The 19,529-nt window shown below is 39.9% G+C and carries 11 protein-coding genes; 1 reads left to right on the forward strand and 10 read right to left on the reverse strand.

Going from position 1 to position 19,529, the window contains the following annotated elements:
• Positions 1–33: 33 nt before the first annotated feature.
• Positions 34–2,163, reverse strand: coding sequence for a polyribonucleotide nucleotidyltransferase (gene pnp / locus AC6H22_RS00500; RefSeq protein ID WP_497515157.1), 2,130 nt, complete (start codon positions 2,161–2,163; stop codon positions 34–36).
• A 243-nt stretch (positions 2,164–2,406) separates the two neighbouring features.
• Between pnp and nanQ the strand changes: the two genes are divergently transcribed.
• Entirely contained in the window at positions 2,407–2,874 is a 468-nt protein-coding gene (gene nanQ, locus AC6H22_RS00505) for an N-acetylneuraminate anomerase (protein WP_005626764.1), read from the forward strand.
• 67 nt (positions 2,875–2,941) lie between these two features.
• On the opposite strand, the gene AC6H22_RS00510 is transcribed toward nanQ, so the two are convergent.
• From AC6H22_RS00510 to AC6H22_RS00550, 9 genes are all read right to left on the reverse strand, one after another.
• Positions 2,942–4,174, reverse strand: coding sequence for an HlyD family type I secretion periplasmic adaptor subunit (locus AC6H22_RS00510; RefSeq protein ID WP_005626766.1), 1,233 nt, complete (start codon positions 4,172–4,174; stop codon positions 2,942–2,944).
• 1 nt (position 4,175) lies between these two features.
• Positions 4,176–6,374 carry a type I secretion system permease/ATPase gene (locus AC6H22_RS00515; RefSeq protein WP_497515158.1) on the reverse strand — a complete coding sequence of 733 codons (2,199 nt, stop codon included), beginning with the start codon at positions 6,372–6,374 and terminating at the stop codon, positions 4,176–4,178.
• Between the two features lie 27 nt (positions 6,375–6,401).
• Complete coding sequence (locus AC6H22_RS00520; RefSeq protein ID WP_497515159.1) at positions 6,402–7,664, reverse strand: TolC family protein; 1,263 nt, start codon at positions 7,662–7,664, stop codon at positions 6,402–6,404.
• Positions 7,665–7,929: 265 nt separating this feature from the next.
• Positions 7,930–10,821 (reverse strand): cell wall anchor protein, encoded by a 2,892-nt coding sequence (locus AC6H22_RS00525; protein ID WP_497515160.1) that lies wholly within the window; start codon positions 10,819–10,821, stop codon positions 7,930–7,932.
• Complete coding sequence (locus AC6H22_RS00530) at positions 10,812–11,006, reverse strand: hypothetical protein (RefSeq protein WP_497515161.1); 195 nt, start codon at positions 11,004–11,006, stop codon at positions 10,812–10,814. Before AC6H22_RS00530 ends, AC6H22_RS00525 begins: the two co-directional genes overlap by 10 nt.
• Positions 11,007–11,022: 16 nt before the next feature.
• Positions 11,023–11,499 (reverse strand): hypothetical protein, encoded by a 477-nt coding sequence (locus AC6H22_RS00535; protein WP_497515162.1) that lies wholly within the window; start codon positions 11,497–11,499, stop codon positions 11,023–11,025.
• A 385-nt stretch (positions 11,500–11,884) separates the two neighbouring features.
• The gene (locus AC6H22_RS00540; RefSeq protein WP_497515164.1) at positions 11,885–15,727 is read right to left on the reverse strand and encodes a hypothetical protein; all 3,843 of its coding nucleotides are present in this window, start codon (positions 15,725–15,727) and stop codon (positions 11,885–11,887) included.
• A 20-nt stretch (positions 15,728–15,747) separates the two neighbouring features.
• A complete protein-coding gene (locus AC6H22_RS00545) occupies positions 15,748–16,224 on the reverse strand; it encodes a hypothetical protein (RefSeq protein ID WP_497515165.1) in 477 nt (158 codons plus the stop codon).
• Positions 16,225–16,594: 370 nt separating this feature from the next.
• Complete coding sequence (locus tag AC6H22_RS00550) at positions 16,595–19,510, reverse strand: cell wall anchor protein (protein ID WP_497515166.1); 2,916 nt, start codon at positions 19,508–19,510, stop codon at positions 16,595–16,597.
• Positions 19,511–19,529: the final 19 nt, after the last annotated feature.

Raw genomic sequence — 19,529 nt, forward strand, 5'->3', positions numbered from 1 at the left:
AACGCTACCAAGTTTTGATTCTATATTCCAAGATTATTCCTGTTCTTCTACAGAATCTTCTTGGTTAATTTCAGTTTCTTGTTTTGGTGCAAGATCTTTCATGGTTAAGCGGATACGACCTTGACGATCGATTTCAACCACTTTAACGGTTACTTCTTGACCAACTTGAAGGTAATCACTCACTTTCTCTACACGCTCTTCAGCAATTTGAGAAATATGAACTAAACCTTCTTTATTTCCAACGATAGCAACGAATGCCCCGAAGTCAGCAAGACGAGTAACTTTACCTTTGTAAATTGCACCAGCTTCAACTTCTGCAACGATTTCTTCAATACGTCCCATCACGTTTTTCGCTGCATTGCTATCTACTGCGGCAATTTTCACTGTACCATCGTCATCAATGTCAATTGATGTACCAGTTTCTTCAGTTAGTGAACGAATTGTTGCACCACCTTTACCAATGACATCTTTGATTTTCTTTGGATCGATTTTCATTGTATAGATGCGCGGCGCGTAATCTGAAATATCCGCACGTGGAGCTGGGATTGCTTGTTCCATTACACCAAGAATGTGCATACGTGCACTTTTCGCTTGGTTTAATGCAATTTGCATAATTTCAGGGGTGATACCTTCAATTTTGATGTCCATTTGAAGTGCCGTTACACCTTCGCGTGTACCCGCTACTTTAAAGTCCATATCCCCTAAGTGGTCTTCATCACCTAAGATATCTGAAAGCACCACGAATTTTTCTTCTTCTTTTACTAAGCCCATTGCGATACCTGCAACAGCTGCTTTAATTGGTACACCTGCATCCATTAATGCTAAAGACGCACCACATACAGATGCCATAGAAGAAGAACCGTTAGATTCAGTGATTTCAGATACAACACGCACAACATACGGGAATTCAGCAAGGCTAGGCATAACTGCCGCTACACCGCGTTTTGCTAAACGACCGTGACCGATTTCGCGGCGTTTTGGCGAACCGATCATACCTGTTTCGCCTACAGAATATGGAGGGAAATTATAATGGAATAAGAAGTGATCTTGACGTTCACCCGTTAATTCATCAATGATTTGTGCATCACGTTCGGTACCTAAGGTTGCAACAGCTAATGCTTGCGTTTCGCCACGAGTAAAAATCGCAGAACCGTGAGTACGTGGTAATACACCAGTGCAAATATCTAATGCACGAACAGTATCAACGGTACGACCGTCAATACGTGGTTCGCCTGCAATGATACGGCCACGAACGATTTGGCTTTCAAGTGCGGTGAAAATATCTACGATTTTACCTTCGCTGATTTCCTCATCTTCTGCTGTGATTTGTGCAATCACATCCGCTTTAATCGCATCGATTTGTTCGTAACGTGATTGTTTTTCAGTAATGCGGTATGCATCGCCTAAACGTGCTTCAGCAATTGCTTTTACTTTATTGATTAAATCTGTGTTTGGTTGTGGTGCAACCCAATCCCAACGTGGTTTGCCAGCTTCTTTTGCAAATTCTTTGATTGCTTCAACCACAACTTGTTGTTGTTGATGACCGAATACGACTGCCGCTAACATTTGTTCTTCAGTTAAGATATCAGCTTCAGATTCAACCATTAATACGGCTTTGTCAGTACCTGCAACCACTAAGTCCAAACGGCTTTGTTTTTGTTCAGCCATCGTTGGGTTTAATACGAATTGGTTGTCGATGAAACCAACACGTGCTGCACCGATAGGACCATTGAAAGGCACGCCAGATAAGGTTAATGCTGCAGAAGCACCGATCATTGCCACTAAGTCAGGGCTAATTTGTGGGTTTACAGAAACCACAGTCGCCACAACTTGGATTTCGTTGAAGAAACCTTCTGGAAATAATGGACGAATTGGACGGTCGATTAAACGTGCAATTAAAGTTTCGCCTTCAGATGGACGACCTTCACGTTTGAAGAATCCACCAGGGATTTTACCCGCCGCATAAGTACGCTCTTGGTAGTTTACGGTTAATGGGAAGAAGTCTTGACCTTCTTTCACATCTTTTTTAGCCACAACAGTCACGAATACTGTGGTATCGTCCATGCTTGCCATAACCGCAGCCGTTGCTTGACGTGCAATCGCGCCGGTTTCTAGAGTAACGGTATGTTGACCGTATTTAAATTGTTTAACAATTGGATTCACAATGTTTTCCTTGAAATTTATATTAAAAACAATGCCTTATTTTCCAGATTGCGACTAGCAAAAGAAATCTTTTGTAAAAATAACCGCACTTTCGAGTGAGTAAAATTGCTTTTGATAGCCGCACGCTAATGTAGAAAATAAAGCTTAAGCATTATACAGGGGTTTTTGTGTGATTGGTAACTTTATTTCATTTAACCGACTTGTTATCATATTCTCATAGAAATACATACGTAAGGAGATACTATGATTATCAGTGCATTAAATAACCCAAATTTTAAAGTGGGGTTACCAAAAGTTATCGCAGACATTTGCGATCATCTCAATACTTTAGATCTTGAAGCATTAGAAAATGGTCGTCATGATTTAAGCGAGCAAGTCTATATGAATGTCATGGAATTTGATACGGTTGAAGCAGATAGCAAACAGGCTGAACTTCACCACAAATATCTAGATATTCAATTACTTATTCGTGGTGAAGAAAATGTTGAAGTAAGCGCGACTTATCCAAATCTTTGCTTATACGATGAATATCATGAAGCAGATGATTACCAATTAACCCCACAAATTGAAGATAAAATCACCGTGACACTTTTACCAAAAATGTTCGCCGTCTTTTTCCCTTATGAACCCCATAAACCGGGTTGCACCGTAAACGGTAAATCTACTATTGTGAAAAAACTGGTGGTGAAAGTACCGGTAGAATTGATTTAATTATTTCGATTCATTAAAGAAAAAGTGCGGTTAGAAATTTATATATTTTCTGACCGCACTTTGAAATTTATCGCTCTCTTAATGCCTGTTTCATTCGCGTAATTGGTTTTATTAAATATTGAAACACTGTTTTCTCACCAGTTTTAACATCTACTGTTGCAACCATCCCAGGAATAATTGGCATTTCGTTCCCGTTTTTATCAACAAGATGGCTCCCTGACGTTTTCACTAATATGCGATAATACACGTTATTCATATTTAGCTTTAATTCACTAGCATTATGTTTTTCATCACTTAATGTATCTGGGCTGATTAAAGTCACTTCGCCTTGTAAACCACCATAAATGGCATAATCATAAGCGGTGAGTTTTACAACTGCAGGCAAACCAGGGCGGATAAATGCAACATCATTCGGGCGAATATAAGCCTCAACTAGAAGATTATCTTCAATCGGTACAATTTCAAGAATATCCTGCCCAGCATTAACAACTCCACCAATCGTATTAATGCGAATATTTTTTACAATCCCTTTCATTGGTGCACGAATTTGTGAACGTTCAACGGGGTCAGCTCGCATTGCCATATTTTCCTTAGCCTGTGCGAGTTCCGATTCTGTTTTTACTAACTCATTACTTGCATCTGTTGTATAACGGTTTTGACGTTCTGTAATTTGTGCTTCTAAATCATGTGAATCACGTTGCATACGTAAAAGATCAACTTGTGACATAACGCCACGTTTTACCATTGGTTCTGCTATAGCTATTTGCTGTTCAAGCGCATCTTTACTTTGTCTTAAACCCGAAACTTGTTCTTCCATCGCTCTACGACGAGAAACGTAAGCGGCTTCTTCACGCTTTTTTAATTCATCTGAAATATGGTCAGGGAAAACAAGATTTGTGTTGTAGGCCTCTGCCTGTAAACGAGCTACCATAGCTTCTAAGTTTTCTACTTTTGCTTGGCTTTCACGTAAAATAGCAGAACTACGGGTATCATCTAATCTTAAGAGAATTTGTCCTTTTTCAACGGTATCTCCTTCCTTGACTAACATTTCTTGAATCGTTCCTGGATCGAGGCTTTGTACGATTTGCTCACGGCTACTTGGAATAATTCGTCCTTGTCCTTGGGTAACTTCTTCGAGCGGACTAAAATATGCCCAAATGATAAAAGCAATGATAAAAGACAAAAATAAACTAATTATTGAAAAATAACCCGTATGTTTTTCCGATTGTAAGGCTGCATTTAGATCGTTAATCAGCTTTAAATCCTCTTGATTGATATTTTCTCTTTGCTGATTTGACATATTACTCACCTTTTTCTTCTTTTTTCTCAGCGGCAACCTGTGCAACATTTTGCGCTTTTGCCTGTGCTGCTTGTGCTTGTCGCTCTTCATTTTCACGCAATTTTGCAATAACTGCATCTCGAGGGCCATCAATCACGACACGGCCATTATCAACAACAACGACACGATTAACCATTGGTAACACTTGTAAACGATGCGTCACCACTACAACGGTTTTATCTCTAGCCCATTGAGCTAACACGCCTAGCGCTTGTTGTTCAGTTTGCTCATCTAAACCTGTTGTGGGTTCATCTAATAAAACAACGCGAGGATGGCGTAAAGTCAAACGTGCTAATGAAACAATTTGTTTTTGTCCACCAGAAAGCCCTAAACCATCTTCACCGAGTGGCATATCCAAACCTTTAGGATGGTTACGAACCAACTGATCTAAATGGAAATTACGCAATGCACCAAGCAATTCCTGGTCTGTTGAATAACCATCCATTCTGGCTAAATCTAAGTTCTCACGTAATGTCCCAAGGAATAAACGTGGGGATTGATTAAGTAAAGTGACTTTATCACGTAGGAAATTCGGATCAATTTGGCGAATATCTACATTATCTAACAAGATATTTCCGCCCGTTGGCTCATATAGCCCACTCGCTAATTTTAATAATGTACTTTTACCACTACCGATTCGCCCTAAAATTGCAACTTTTTCACCAGGACGAATGGTTAAATTAAGGTTTGCAATAGCAGGTTGCGAATCTTTATTATATTTAAATACGACATTGTTAAAGGTTATCTGACCTTGTACTTGATCAAGTGTTACATAAGAACGTTCTGGATCTCGTTCAATTGGTCTTTCAACAATGGAGTTTACACCTTTGAGTGCATTCTTAGCTTGTTGATATCGAATGGCTAATCCTGCAATTTTCCCAAGAGATGAAAGTGCGCGGCCAGAAAGGATTACCGAAGCAATTACCGCACCCATTGTAATACGAGCTTCAACGACATCATCGTGAATTAAATAAGTACCTAATACAACTAAACCTACGGTATTTAATTGCTGTAGCCCTACTGTAAAGTTAGAAACAAATTCATTGATCTGCTTAACTTTCATTGAACTGATAGCTGTTAAAGCATTGAGTCTATCCCAACGCTGCTGAGCCCAGTTAGTTGCGTTATTAACCTTTAATGTTTCAATGCCTTCTACCGCTTCAACTGCTAGCCCCTGACGTTGAGAGCTCTCTTTCATACTTTCATTGATACGTTTTGCTAATGTTGGCTGCACTGCAAAAGAAATTAGCAACACTAAAGCACAAGTCACTGCAGGTACAATAACCAATTTTCCACCAATAACAAACATGACAAATAAGAAAAGCAATAAGAATGGTGCATCAACTAATACCAATAAGCTAGCACTTGTCATAAATTCACGCACCGCCTCAAAATCGCGTAAATTATTCGCATAAGAGCCCGAAGAAATTGGACGTTCAATTAAACGTAATGCCATTACTCGTCTAAAAAGTGCCGAGCTGACTATTAAATCAGCTTTTTTACCAGCAATATCAGTTAAATGCGAACGTATCATTTTAGCAATAAATTCAAAGGTAATAGCTAAGAATACGCCTATACTTAACACCCATAATGTTGAATATGCTTGGTTTGGAATCACTCGATCGTACACATTCATCACATAAAGTGAACTCACCAATGCCAAAATATTGATTAAAAAAGAGGCTAAAATGACTTGGTAGTAATATTTTTTAAAGCGACCAATAACCTTCCAGAACCAGGCTTTTGGTAAATGATATTCTGGTAATTCAGAACGGTGATCCGCAGTTAATTTTGGCTTAATAAACCAGCAGAATCCCAAATATTGTGCTTCAAGATCTTTATGGCTAACCTCATGTGCTGGCGCATCACCTTGGCGAACAACATAAACACGCTCTTCGCCACGCCCTTTTACCTCACTCACAACAGCAGCTTCGTCATTATGTAAAATAATAATAACTGGCATCGCTAGTGAAGGAATCTCAACTAACTTACGGCGAGAAATATGGTTTTCAAATCCATAACTACGCAATACTTCGCTAAGTGATTGAATATTCGCATTTAAATTTCGATCCCTTGCGACATTTGCGGCTAACGCCTCTTCTGCAACAGGTTGATTGAGTAGCTTTGTTGCAATAGCTAAATGTTTAATAATTGAATTCATAAAATTTATCTACAAAATGCCTTCTACTTAGAACTGACCATTTGCATTAAAATCCGGGATTTTTGCCCATTTTGCTAAACTTGCTTTCGCCAATAAATATGCCACAGCTGCATCGCGGTAATCATTTTGTGCTTCCACATAACTTGTCTCCGTTGCGGCTAATTCTGCATAAGAATCTAATACTTCTAGCAAAGTGCGGTGAGAAATATAGAATTGTTGCTCATAGTCTTGAGCAACTTGAGATTGTGTCGAAATCAGTGATTTTACAATTTTAGCGCGTTGCTCACTTTGCTTCATATCCACTTTTGCTGTTTCTGCTCGTTCCTGGATATCACGTAATAACTCATCTGAACGCGCTCTGGCTGAGCGTATTACTGCGTGGCTCTTCTCCAGTGCATAATCAGCAGATTTATTATAAAGATCCCAAGTCATCGTTACCGCAACACTTCTATCATGGCGAGTTGCACTTCCTTCTAAATTAATAGAGGGATATTTTGAAGCTTTTGCAACTTCAGCATCCGATAATGCACTACTGTATTCTGATTCTTGCGCTTTCACACTTGGATGTGCAGTGATTGGCACTTTATCGAATAGTGCAATAAGCTGTGCTGAATTCTGTTTATTAAACGGATCGACGATATCTTTTTCAGTTAAACGTTTTGAGCTATATTTGTTTAATTTACTCAAAGTAACCGATAACGTTTTCTGTAAACTCGCTTCTGTTGATTGTGCTTGTAAATAACGGGATTGTGCCTGTGTCATCTCTGAACGACGACCTGAATCATATTCACTAATTACTCGCAAATCTGCTAAGAATTTCTCATGGCGTTTAATATTTTTTTTAGCAACTGCAATGGATTCTTTTGCACGAAGTGCGGTTAAATAAAGAGTGCTAATCGTGTTGGCTAATTCTTCGCGCGTTTCATAATATTTATGTTGATAATATTCCATTTTATGTTTATCACGCTCAACAGCAGCTTGAATTCCACCCCAAGCATATAAATTTAAACGGGATTTAATGCCAACATCATCACGCATTCTGGCATTATTAGAAGTATGTTGCTGGGCGACAACATTTTGTCCCGTTAACGAAAATGTTGGATAGTGCCCAGCTTTAGATGCTTCCATTTCATTATAAGCGCCTTCTGTATTAGCGCTCGCCTCAAGTAATGCAGGATCATTTCGCAAAGCATTGCGAAGAATATCAGCAAGTTCTTCTGCAAAAGCAGATGGAGATTGCAATGCACCAAGGAGTAGCAATGTAATGATTTTATGATGTACAAGTTTCATGGAAAGGCTCTCTTATAGAGTAATCAAAATAAAATTTTTTAACTGTTTAATTATAGCTCAAATAAGTTAAGAGTAATAATTAAAGATGCAAACTGCTCGTAAAATTTAACCGCTTGTAAAGGCAGTGTTCAAGATAAATATTGCATAAAGCTGCGCTAAAAACATCTCAGCTATACCTCTTTTTATTCAGCATCAAGCAGTCAAACGTTCTCGATTTTTACAAAAAACGCACCCGAAGGTGCGTTTTTCTAATACACGTTACAAATTAACTAACAGCAATATCGGAATCAATCCAGAGTTCGTTAGAACCGGTGTGGTAAACATGATAAGTATTGCCTTTATAATTAACTTGTGAGCTTGCAATTTCACTAATATCATTTAAACGCACTTTATCACCTGCATCACCATCAACAATTAATACGTTGTTGTGAGATTTACCACTGTCATCAACCGTTGGTTTAGCACTGTGGTTTCTCTCAACATCATCTTTTTGGATATTAAGTGTGTTGTTTAGCGTACCTTTAATATCAATTTTCTCAAAGTTAGAGAGCGATGTAATCGAGGTAATAATCGCTTCGCCGTCTCGATTCACAAACTCAAGTGTATCGAAATCATCACCACCATCAATAGATAGTTCTTTGTAAAAAGAGTAACGCGAAATAGAACCTGATGTTTTTATAATATCATCACCTGAGCCCATATCTATCCTAGCTTGTAAGGTTCCATAGAGGGATCCATAGGTGAACGGTAAATCTGTAGAACGCGCTTCAAGAATATCATTACCCGCGCCCATATTAATAGTGCCCGCAATTCGCTCAAAGCTTGCATAGTCATTAGCGCTACTGCCCATACCGTTACTATCTATAGTATTAGATGATACCCCAGCCTCATCAGGATCTTTAGCATTTTCACCTGCTTGGGCCGTTACCAGTTCGCTATAGTTGTACGCAGAATTCCTCGCTTGAGCTGTCACATAAGAGCCATCTTTTACTTTGTCTTGTGGAATGGTTGTGCTGTTTTGACCTGCTTCAATGTTTGGGAACGTCGTAAGATCGCTTGAAGTCCAGCTACCATCTGCATTTTTTGTTAAAGTTAGGTTGAAAGGCATAGCCGAATCTTTTGGGTTCAAAAATATGTCAGAATATTCAAAGACTACTCTTATTTCAACAGTATCGCCCACTTTTGCATCATCTGGTACTTTCACGGTGACTGAACCATCTGTAGTTGATGGAATAAGTTCTGGTGCGCTTGGTGCAGGAGTATCAGGTTTTTTACCGACTACCACGCCATTATCAGTAATTATACCCGAATTATCATACACTTTAGCCCTTACTAGTGAGCCAGGTTGTATTTTATCCGCTGAAATCATCGCTTTCCCGGTGGCGGGCTCAACCGTCACATCTGGGTTGTCCGAAGTCCAATTACCGTCCTCACCTTTCGTTAAGATTGTAATTTTTTGTGTCCCTGCTTTATCGGTATATTTTATTTTCATAGACTTAAGGTCTTGAGCTGTAGGATAGGTAATTTCCACAAAACCATCTGGTTTTACGGTTATGTTTGGCGGAGCTATTTCGCTAGGAAGACCAATTGTTGATGATGGGCCTTTATTACCAGCAGGATCTATCCCATAAGTATGTACATGCTCGAATCCTTTAAGTGTATTAGCTGGAATAATAGTATTAGTGTCGCCTGCCTTAACATTCGGCACATTCTCTGGTTTATCTGAAATCCAACTACCATCCTGTTGTTTAGTCAAGGTAGCTAAAGTTTTAGCATTATCAAGGGTATTCCCCCAACCCGAATCCTCTTCATCTATATAAATAACTCCTTTAATTACAACAGAATCACCAACTTCTGCCTCTTTTGGCATTGTTACTCCTATAGAACGATTTTCTAAAGAAAATGGTTCCGGCCGGCTTGGCGCATAAGTATCCGGAATGCTAACCGCATTTTCCGTTGCTGCTTCACCTGTGTTACCTTGATTATCCGTTGCCGAGGCTTTCACTAGAGATCCATCTTTCACTTTATGTGCTAGAAGAGTTATTTTGCCAGTTTCTGAATTGAGCCAGATATCATTATCTGGATTAGATGATACCCAACCTTTATCAGCATCTTTAGTAATCGTGACTGTTTGTGGATTTCCTTCTTCATCAATGTAGTGCACTTCAACTGATTTAGTATCTTCATCTGCTGGAGGAGTAATATAAACAAAACCATTCATTTTCGCTTCAATAGTTGGTTTAGCTGGTGCCGTTTTATCTACATTTTCACCCGCTTGAGCCGTTACTAGTGCACTATTATTGCCCGCTGGGTCTTTCGCTACTGCCGTTACATCAGAAGCATCTTTCACTTTATCTTGTGGAATAGTGGAGCTGTCTTTACCCGCATCAACATTCGGTAAGATTTCTGGTTTATCAGAAGTCCAGCTGCTGTCTGCATTCTTCGTTAAGGTGACTTTTTCGGGGGTATCAGAGGTTTCGCTAATTACGGTTACTTCTACAGTATCACCTACTTGCGCATCGTCTGGCACTTTCACGGTTACTGAGCCATCAGTGGTTGATGGCGTTACTTGTGGTGCACTTGGTGCCGTGGTGTCAGGATTATTACCCGCATTTGCTGAACCTTCTTTAACAGTTGGTTTAGCTGGTGCAGTGGTGTCTTTAGCGGTATTGCTATTGTTATTAGCATCACTATTATCAGATGGTTTGTCAGCAGTATTATTTGACGAGCCGCCACCATGACTGCCACTTGCTGCTGCAATAATACCACCTACAGCAGCCACACCTGCCGCCACCCATAACCAGTTTGGATTAAATGCCCAGAATGGTGCAGTGACGCTGTTTCCGCCTAATGCTTGTGGTGCAAAAACTTGATCTGCAAGCAAAGTCACCGCATCGCTTTCCACCCCACTTTGTGGAACGTAAGCATAGTATTGACCATCTTCGGCCATACCTAATACTAATTCAGTATTATCATGTTCATAATAGCCTTCTAAGACTAAATCGCTTTCTTTATTGATATCGGTGCCTTCAAACGCAATATAAAGATCGTTGCCAACACGTTTGGTGTCGATCATTTCAGGGGCATATTGTGTTGTTTCGTCAACCAATTCATAGTTCACATGAGGTTGTGCTTTGATGATAACCTTCAAACGCAATTTAAAGATCGTTTAATTTGACACGTTTGGTGTATTTCAGGGGCATATTGTGTTGTTTCGTCAACCAATTCATAGTTCACATGAGGTTGTGCTTTGATGATAACTTTTTGATTTGCTGAATTTAATTTGACAGTTTCAATAGTTTTATTGCCGTTATTAATCTTTACGCTAATATTTTTTGACATAAATAGTCTCCCTTAATTAATGAGTTGCACAAGCAGTGTTGTTTACACGAGAGATAGTGTGTGCTTGATGTTTAATTGTTTTTAACTGGTTTTGTGCTGTTGCCGCATCCACCTCTTTTAATTGTGGTTTTGATGCATTAGAGGTATCGACGTAGAAATAATGAACAGCTTGCTTCGCGAGATTGACAGTTAAGTTTGTTGCAGGTTTCATTGCAACATAGTGCGCTTCAAGTGCGGTTGGTTTTGCACAAATTTCAGTTTTAGTGAATCCCCCGACTTGAAGAGAAGACAGGTATTCGCCATTTACTTTGATATTGACTGCGATTGGGTTTGCTCCAGCATCAGTGCGATAGAAAATCAAGCCAGCATGATTTTCTTGTGGTGTCACACTCGTTGATTGATTATCAAAGTTTGACCATTTTTCGTTGTTTAATGAGCAAGCAGATAGCATGAAAGCTGCCATCGCTGCAGTAAAAAGTTTGGAAAGTCTCATAATAAAGTCCTTTAAAATATACTTATAGGTTCTAAGCAAACGCGATGTTGTTGTTTGAAAATCGTACGCACAGGGCGATAAGGTGCCGAATTTTAACTCAAATTTTAAATAAAGGAAGGGAAAGTTAAGAAATTTACACTTTATTTACAATGTAATTTTAACTCATTGATTTTATTATTTTGCTTGCTTTTTTGAGTGCTTGGCCAGCTATTCTGACCAAGCTAATAGAAAAGATATTTAGGATTTGATTTGTGTGTTATTTAACCACTGTAATTGACCATTTGGCATCGTCAATTTGTTCAAAGCTTGTGACTTTATAACCTGCTTTTCTAGATTTTTATAAAAAACGCACCCGAAGGTGCGTTTTTCTAATAGACATTACAAATTAACCAACTGCAATATCGGAATCAATCCAGAGTTCGTTAGAACCAGTGAGGTAAACATGATAAGTATTGCCTTTATAATCAACTTGTGAGCTTGTAACTTTACTAATCTCACTTAAATTCACTTTATCACCTTCATCACCATCAACAATTAATACGTTGTTGTGAGATTTACCACTGTCATCAACCGTTGGTTTAGCACTGTGGTTTCTCTCAACATCATCTTTGTGGATATTAACTGTGTTGTTTAACGTACCTGTAATATCAATTTTCTCAAAGTTAGAGAGCGGTGAAATCGAGCTCATAATCTCTTTGCCGTCTCGATTCACAAACTCAAGTGTATCGAAATCATCACCACCATTAATAGATACTCCTGAGTGCACATGATAACCAGATGATCCTATCATACCAGATGTTCTTACGATATCATTGCCAGAGCCCATATCTACTTTTGCATTGGAGAATGTGTATAAATAGCTGAACGGTATTTCTGTAGAGCGTGCTTCAAGAATATCATTACCCGCACCCATATTAATGGTGCCCGCAATTTGATCAAAGCTTGCATAATCATCACCACTACTGCCCATACCGTTACTATCTATCGTATTAGATGATACCCCAGCCTCATCAGGATCTTTAGCATCTCCAGTATCTTTACCTGCTTGAGCCGTTACCGGTTCGCCAGAGTCATGTGCAGAATTGCTCGCCTGAGCTGTCACATTAGAGCCATCTTTTACTTGGTCTTGTGGAATGGTTGTGCTGTTTTTACCTGCTGCAATGTTTGGTAACATTGTAGGATCGTCGGAAGTCCAGCTACCATCTGCATTTTTGGTTAAAGTTATGTATCTAGATATAGCAGAATCCTCTGGGTTCAAAAATATACCAGAATTTTCAGGAACTATTCTTACTTCAACAGAATCGCCTGCTTTGGCATCATCTGGTACTTTCACGGTGACTGAACCATCCGTCGTCGATGGAATGATTTCCGGTGCGCTTGGTACAGGAGTCTTAGGGGGTTCACCTACTGTACGGGAATCCGAATAACTAATTATACCCGAATTAGCAAACGCTCCCGCACTTAATTCCGAACCAGCTTGTATTTTATCCGCTGAAATCATCGCTTTACCCGTCGCTGGCTCTACCGTCACATCCGGATTGTCCGAAGCCCAATTACCGTCCTCACCTTTCGTTAACATTGTGATTTTTTGTGTACCTGCTTTATCGGTATATCTTACTTTCATCGACTTAAGGTCTTGATCTGCAGGAGGGGTAATTTCCACAAAACCATCTGTTTTTACGGTTACCTTTGGAGCATCCATTTCGTTACGAAGATAAATTGCCGGTACTGCGCTTTCATTACCTGCAGGATCTAGCGCCTGCACATATATATTCTTGAATCCTTTAAGTTTATTAGCTGGAACAATAGTACTATCTTTGCCGGCATCAACATTTGGCACGTTCTCTGGTTTATCTGAAACCCAACTACCATCCTGTTGTTTAGTCAAGGTCGCTAAAGTTTCAGCAGTATTAATATTATCATCATCCTGCTGTCCCGAACCCAAATCATTGCGCTCTTTATAAATAACTCGTTTAATTACAACAAAATCCCCAACATCGGCCTCTTTTGGCATTGTTACTCTTACAGAACGATCTTCTAAAGCCATTCCTTCTGGCATGCTTGGCCCATAAGTATCTGGAATGTTAACCGCATTTGCCGTTGCTTCTTCACCTGTTGCTTCTTCACCTGCGTTACCTTTATTATCCGTTGCTGAGGCTTTCACTAGAGAGCCACCTTTCACTTTATGTGCTGGAAGTGTTATTTTGCCAGTTTCTGAATTGAGCCAGATATCATTATCTGGATTAGATGATACCCAACCTTTATCAGCATCTTTAGTGATCGTGACTGTTTGCGGATTTCCTTCTTTATCAATGTAGTGCACTTCAACCGATTTAGCATCTGCAGGTGGAGTAATATAAACAAAACCATTCATTTTCGCTTCAACTGTCGGTTTGGCTGGTGCGGTAGTATCAGGATTATTACCCGCATTCGCTGTACCTTCTTCACCTGTGTTGCCTGCAGTGTCAGTTGCTTTCGCTTTCACTGGTGAGCCATCTTGTACTTTATCTGCTGGGATGGTTGCTTTACCCGTTGCTGGATTTACTGCAACATCCGGGTTGTTTGAAGTCCAGTTGCTGTCATTACCTTTAGTCAAGGTTGCCGTTTTCGGTGCACCCGCTTCGTCAGTGTAGCTCACTTCTACAGATTTAGTATCTGCATCTGCAGGAGGAGTTACTTCCACTGAGCCGTTATCTTTCGCTTCAACAGTTGGTTTAGCCGGTGCAGTGGTATCAGGATTATTACCTGCATTAGCCGTACCTTCATTACTAATGTCACCTGTATTATCAGTTGCTTTCGCTTTTACTGGCGAACCATCTTGCACTTTATCTGCTGGAATCGTCGCTTTACCAGTTGCTGGTTCTACCGCAACATCTGGGTTATTCGAAGTCCAAGTGCCGTCTGTACCTTTAGTAATGGTTGCAGTTTTCGGTGTACCCGCTTCATCAGTGTAGCTCACTTCTACAGACGTAGTAGTGTATGTTGGTGGAGTAATTTCTACAGAACCATCTGTTTTTGCAGTTACTTCTGGAGCAGATATTAGTACAGGTGGGGTTACCCGGAAAACCCATGCTTCTCCGCTGCTATTACCTGCAGGATCTTTCGCCTCAGCCGTTATCCCACTGGACTTTCCAAGTGTATTATTTGAAATGATAGTAGTATCTTTACCTGCATCAATACTTGGCACAGTTTCAGGTTTATCTGAAATCCAACTACCATCCTGCTGTTTAGTCAACGTAGCTAAAGGAAGCCCATTTGCTTCAATTATCACAAAATCTCCAACTTCAGCGTCATTTGGCATTTGTACACTTACAGAATAATTTCCTAATACTTTCAGAGTTGGTTTACCAGGTGCAGTTATATCTGCATTTTCACCCGCATTCGCAGTACCTTCTTCACCAGTGTTACCTGCATTGTCAGTCGCTTTCGCTTTCACTGGAGAGCCATCTTGTACTTTATCTGCTGGGATGGTTGCTTTACCGCTAACAGGGTCTACCGCAACATCTGGATTGTTTGAAGTCCAGTTGCCATCTTCACCTTTAGTCAAGGTTGCGGTTTTCGGTGTACCCGCTTCATCGGTGTAGTTTACTTCTACAGATTGGGTATCCGGATCTGCTGGAGGAGTCACTGATACTGAGCCATTGTCTTTCGCTTCAACAGTTGGTTTAGCTGGTGCAGTGGTGTCTTTAGCGTTATTATCAGATGGTTTGTCAGCAGCGTCATTTGACGAGCCGCCACCATGACTGCCACTTGCTGCCGCGATAATACCACCTACAGCAGCCACACCTGCCGCTACCCATAACCAGTTTGGATTAAATGCCCAGAATGGTGCTGTGACGCTGTTTCCGCCTAATGCTTGTGGTGCAAAAACTTGATCAGCAAGCAATGTCACCGCATCGCTTTCCACGCCACTTTGTGGCACGTAAGCATAATATTGACCATCTTCAGCCATACCTAATACTAATTCAGTATTATCATGTTCATAATAGCCTTCTAAGACTAAATCGCTTTCTTTATTAATATCGGTGCCTTCAAAGGCAATATGAAGATCGTTGCCAACACGTTTGGTGTCGATCATTTCAGGGGCATATTGTGTGGCTTCATCAACCAATTCATAGTTCACATGAGGTTGTGCTTTGATGATAACTTTTTGATTTGCTGAATTTAATTTGACGCTTTCAAGAGTTTTATTACCGTTATTAATCTTTACGCTAATATTTTTTGACATAAATAATCTCCCTTAATTGATTAATGAGTTGCACAAGCAGTATTGTTTACACGAGAAATAGTATTAGCTTGATGCTTAAGCATTTTTAAAGCTTCTTGTGCTGTTGCTGCGTCTACCTCTTTTAATTGTGGTTTTGATGCATTAGAGGTATCGACGTAGAAATAATGAACAGATTGTTTCGCGAGCTTGACCGTTAAGTTTGTTTTAGGCTTCATTGCAACATAGTGAGTTTCAAGTGCGGTCGGTTTTGCACAAATTTCAGTTTTAGCGAATCCCCCGACTTGAAGAGAAGACAGGTATTCGCCATTTACTTTGATATTGACTGCGATTGGGTTTGCTCCAGCATCAGTGCGATAGAAAACTAAGCCAGCATGATTTTCTTGTGGTGTCACACTCGTTGATTGATTATCAAAGTTTGACCAATGTTCATTGCTTAGTGTACAAGCTGTTAGTACAAAAACAGCAAATGCTGTTACTAATAATTTATGAAGTTTCATATTTAGTGTCCTTTTATAATTGTAAAATAGTTTAGAAAAAACACGAGTGATTAAAAACTGAACGCTCGTAGACTTTTAAGCGGGGCATTCTAGCTGAAATTTAAAAAAAAGGAAGGAAAAATTAAGAAATTTACACTTTATTTACAATGTAATTTTAACTTATTGATTTTATTATTTTGCTTGCTTGCTTGCTTGCTTGCTTGCTTGCTTGCTTGCTTGCTTTAACTCATTGATTTGATTGTTATTTAATCACTGTAATTGACTATTTGGCATTATCAATTTGCTCGAAGTTTGTGACTTCATAACCTGCTTTTCTCGATTTTTATAAAAAACGCACCCGAAGGTGCGTTTTTCTAATAGACGTTACAAATTAACCAACAGCAACATCTGAATCAACCCAGAGTTCGTTAGAACCAGAGTGGTAAACATGATAAGTCTTGCCTTCATAATTAACTTGTGAGCTTGCAACTTTGCTAATCTCACTTAAATTCACTTTATCACCTTCATCACCATCAATAATTAACACATTGTTGTGAGATTTACCACTATCATCAACCATTGGTTTAGCACTGTGGTTTCTCTCAACATCACTTTTGTGGATAAAAACTGAGTTGTTTAACGTACCTTTAATATCAATTTTCTCAAAGTTAGAGATCGCTGAAAGCGAGGTTGCAATCGCTTTGCCGTCTCGATTCACAAACTCAAGTGTATCGAAATCATCACCACCATTAATAGATGCTCGTGAGTCTATATCACCAGATGTTCTTACGATATCATTGCCAGAGCTCATATCTACTTTTGCTTTGGAGAATGTGTATAAATAGTTGAACGGGGAGAGTGTAGAACGCGCTTCAAGAATATCATTACCCGCGCCCATATTAATGGTACCCGCAATTTGCTCAAAGCTTGCATAGTCATCACCACTACTGCCCATACCGTTACTATCTATAGTATTAGATGATACCCCACCCTCATTAGGATCTTTAGCATCTCCAGTATCTTCACCCGCTTGAGCCGTTACTTTTGCGCTATAGTTGTAATCAGGATTTCTCGCCTGAGCGGTCACATTAGAACCATCTTTTACTTGGTCTTGTGGAATGGTTGTGCTGTTCTGACCCGCTGCAATATTTGGTAACATTATAGGATAGTCTGAAGTCCAGCTACCATCTGCATTTTTGGTTAAAGTCACTCCGACACCTATATTAGAATCCTCTGGGTTCAAAAATATGTCAGACTTTTCAGGAACTATGCTTACGTCAACCTTATCGCCCACTTTTGCATCATCTGGTACTTTCACGGTGACTGAACCATCTGTAGTCGATGGAATGATTTCCGGTGCGCTTGGTGCAGGAGTCTTAGGGGCTTCACCTACTCTCTGGAAATCCGAATTACTAATTATACCCGAATTAGCAAACGCTGTCGCACTTAATGTCGAACCAGCTTTTATTTTATCCACTGAAATCATCGTTTTTCCCGTCGCGAGCTCAACCGTCACATCCGGGTTGTCCGAAGTCCAATTACCGTCCTCACCTTTCGTTAAGATTGTGATTTTTTGTGTCCCTGCTTTATCGGTATATCTTACCTTCATCGACTTAAGGTCTTGATCTGCAGGAGGGGTGATTTCCACAAAAACATCTTTTACGGTTACCTTGGGAGAATCCATTTCCTCAGGCAAATCATAAGTTAAATTTACTGGGCTTGAATTACCTGCAGGATCCTCTGCATAAGCATCTACACTTTGGAATCCTTTAAGTTTATTCGCTGGAATAATCGTATTATCATTGCCTGCCTTAACATTCGGCACGTTCTCTGGTTTATCTGAAATCCAACTACCATCCTGTTGTTTAGTCAAGGTGGCTAAAGTTTCACCAGTATGAATCTCATCTTGTTCTCCATCTGAATCATCGTAATCTCTATAAGCCTTTCGTTTAATTACAACAAAATCACCAACCTCGGCCTCTTTTGGCATTGTTACGCTTGCAGAACGATCTTGTAAATAAGTTACTGTTGGATTGCTTGGCCCATAAGTATCTGGAATGTCAACCGCATTTGCCGTTGCTTCTTCACCTGTATTCGTTGCTTCTTCACTGGTGTTACCTTTATTATCCGTTGCCGAGGCCCTTACTAGAGAGCCACCTTTCACTTTATGTGCTAGAAGAGTTATTTTGCCAGTTTCTGAATTAAGCCAGATATTCTCTGGATTAGATGATACCCAACCTTTATCAGCATCTTTAGTAATTGTGACTGTTTGCGGATTTCCCTTTTCATCAATGTAGTGCACTTCAACCGATTTAGCATCTGCAGGTGGAGTAATATAAACAAAACCATTCTTTTTCGCTTCAATAGTTGGTTTAGCCGGTGCCGTGGTGTCAGGATTATTCCCCGCATTCGCAGAACCTTCTTCACCTGTGTTACCTGAAGTATCAGTTGCTTTCGCCGTCACTGGTGAGCCATCTTTCACTTTATCTGCAGGGATGGTTGTTTTACCGCTAACAGGATCTACTGCAACATCTGGATCGTTTGAAGTCCAGTTGCCATCGTTACCTTTAGTCAAGGTTGCAGTTTTCGGTGTACCCGCTTCATCTGTGTAGCTCACTTCTACAGATTGGGTATCTGCATCTGCAGGAGGCGTTACGTCCACTGAGCCATTGTCTTTCGCTTCAACAGTTGGTTTAGCCGGTGCAGTGGTGTCTTTAGCAGTATTCCCATTGTTATTAGCGTTATCTAGTACAGCCCCATTATTTTTATCACTATTATTAGATGGTTTGTCAGCAGCGTTATTTGATGAGCCGCCACCATGACTGCCACTTGCTGCTGCAATAATACCACCTACAGCAGCGACCCCTGCCGCTACCCATAACCAGCTTGGATTAAATGCCCAGAATGGTGCTGTGACGCTGTTTCCGCCTAATGCTTGTGGTGCAAAAACTTGATCTGCAAGCAATGTCACCGCATCGCTTTCCACGCCACTTTGTGGCACGTAAGCATAGTATTGACCATCTTCAGCCATACCTAATACTAATTCAGTATTATCATGTTCATAATAGCCTTCTAAGACTAAATCGCTTTCTTTATTGATATCGGTGCCTTCAAAGGCAATATGAAGATCGTTGCCAACACGTTTGGTGTCGATCATTTCAGGGGCATATTGCGTTGCTTCATCAACCAATTCATAGTTCACATGAGGTTGTGCTTTGATGATAACTTTTTGATTTGCTGAATTTAATTTGACAGTTTCAATAGTTTTATTGCCGTTATTAATCTTTACGCTAATATTTTTTGACATAAATAATCTCCCTTAATTG

This window comes from Haemophilus sp. THUN1690, from assembly GCF_059704375.1.

Coding starts and splice junctions, on each gene's coding strand:
- nanQ (WP_005626764.1), top strand. CDS start 2,407: ATGATTATCAGTGCATTAAATAACCCAAATTTTAAAGTGGGGTTACCA.
- AC6H22_RS00510 (WP_005626766.1), bottom strand. CDS start 4,174: ATGTCAAATCAGCAAAGAGAAAATATCAATCAAGAGGATTTAAAGCTG.
- AC6H22_RS00515 (WP_497515158.1), bottom strand. CDS start 6,374: ATGAATTCAATTATTAAACATTTAGCTATTGCAACAAAGCTACTCAAT.
- AC6H22_RS00520 (WP_497515159.1), bottom strand. CDS start 7,664: ATGAAACTTGTACATCATAAAATCATTACATTGCTACTCCTTGGTGCA.
- AC6H22_RS00530 (WP_497515161.1), bottom strand. CDS start 11,006: ATGTCAAAAAATATTAGCGTAAAGATTAATAACGGCAATAAAACTATT.
- AC6H22_RS00535 (WP_497515162.1), bottom strand. CDS start 11,499: ATGAGACTTTCCAAACTTTTTACTGCAGCGATGGCAGCTTTCATGCTA.
- AC6H22_RS00540 (WP_497515164.1), bottom strand. CDS start 15,727: ATGTCAAAAAATATTAGCGTAAAGATTAATAACGGTAATAAAACTCTT.
- AC6H22_RS00545 (WP_497515165.1), bottom strand. CDS start 16,224: ATGAAACTTCATAAATTATTAGTAACAGCATTTGCTGTTTTTGTACTA.
- AC6H22_RS00550 (WP_497515166.1), bottom strand. CDS start 19,510: ATGTCAAAAAATATTAGCGTAAAGATTAATAACGGCAATAAAACTATT.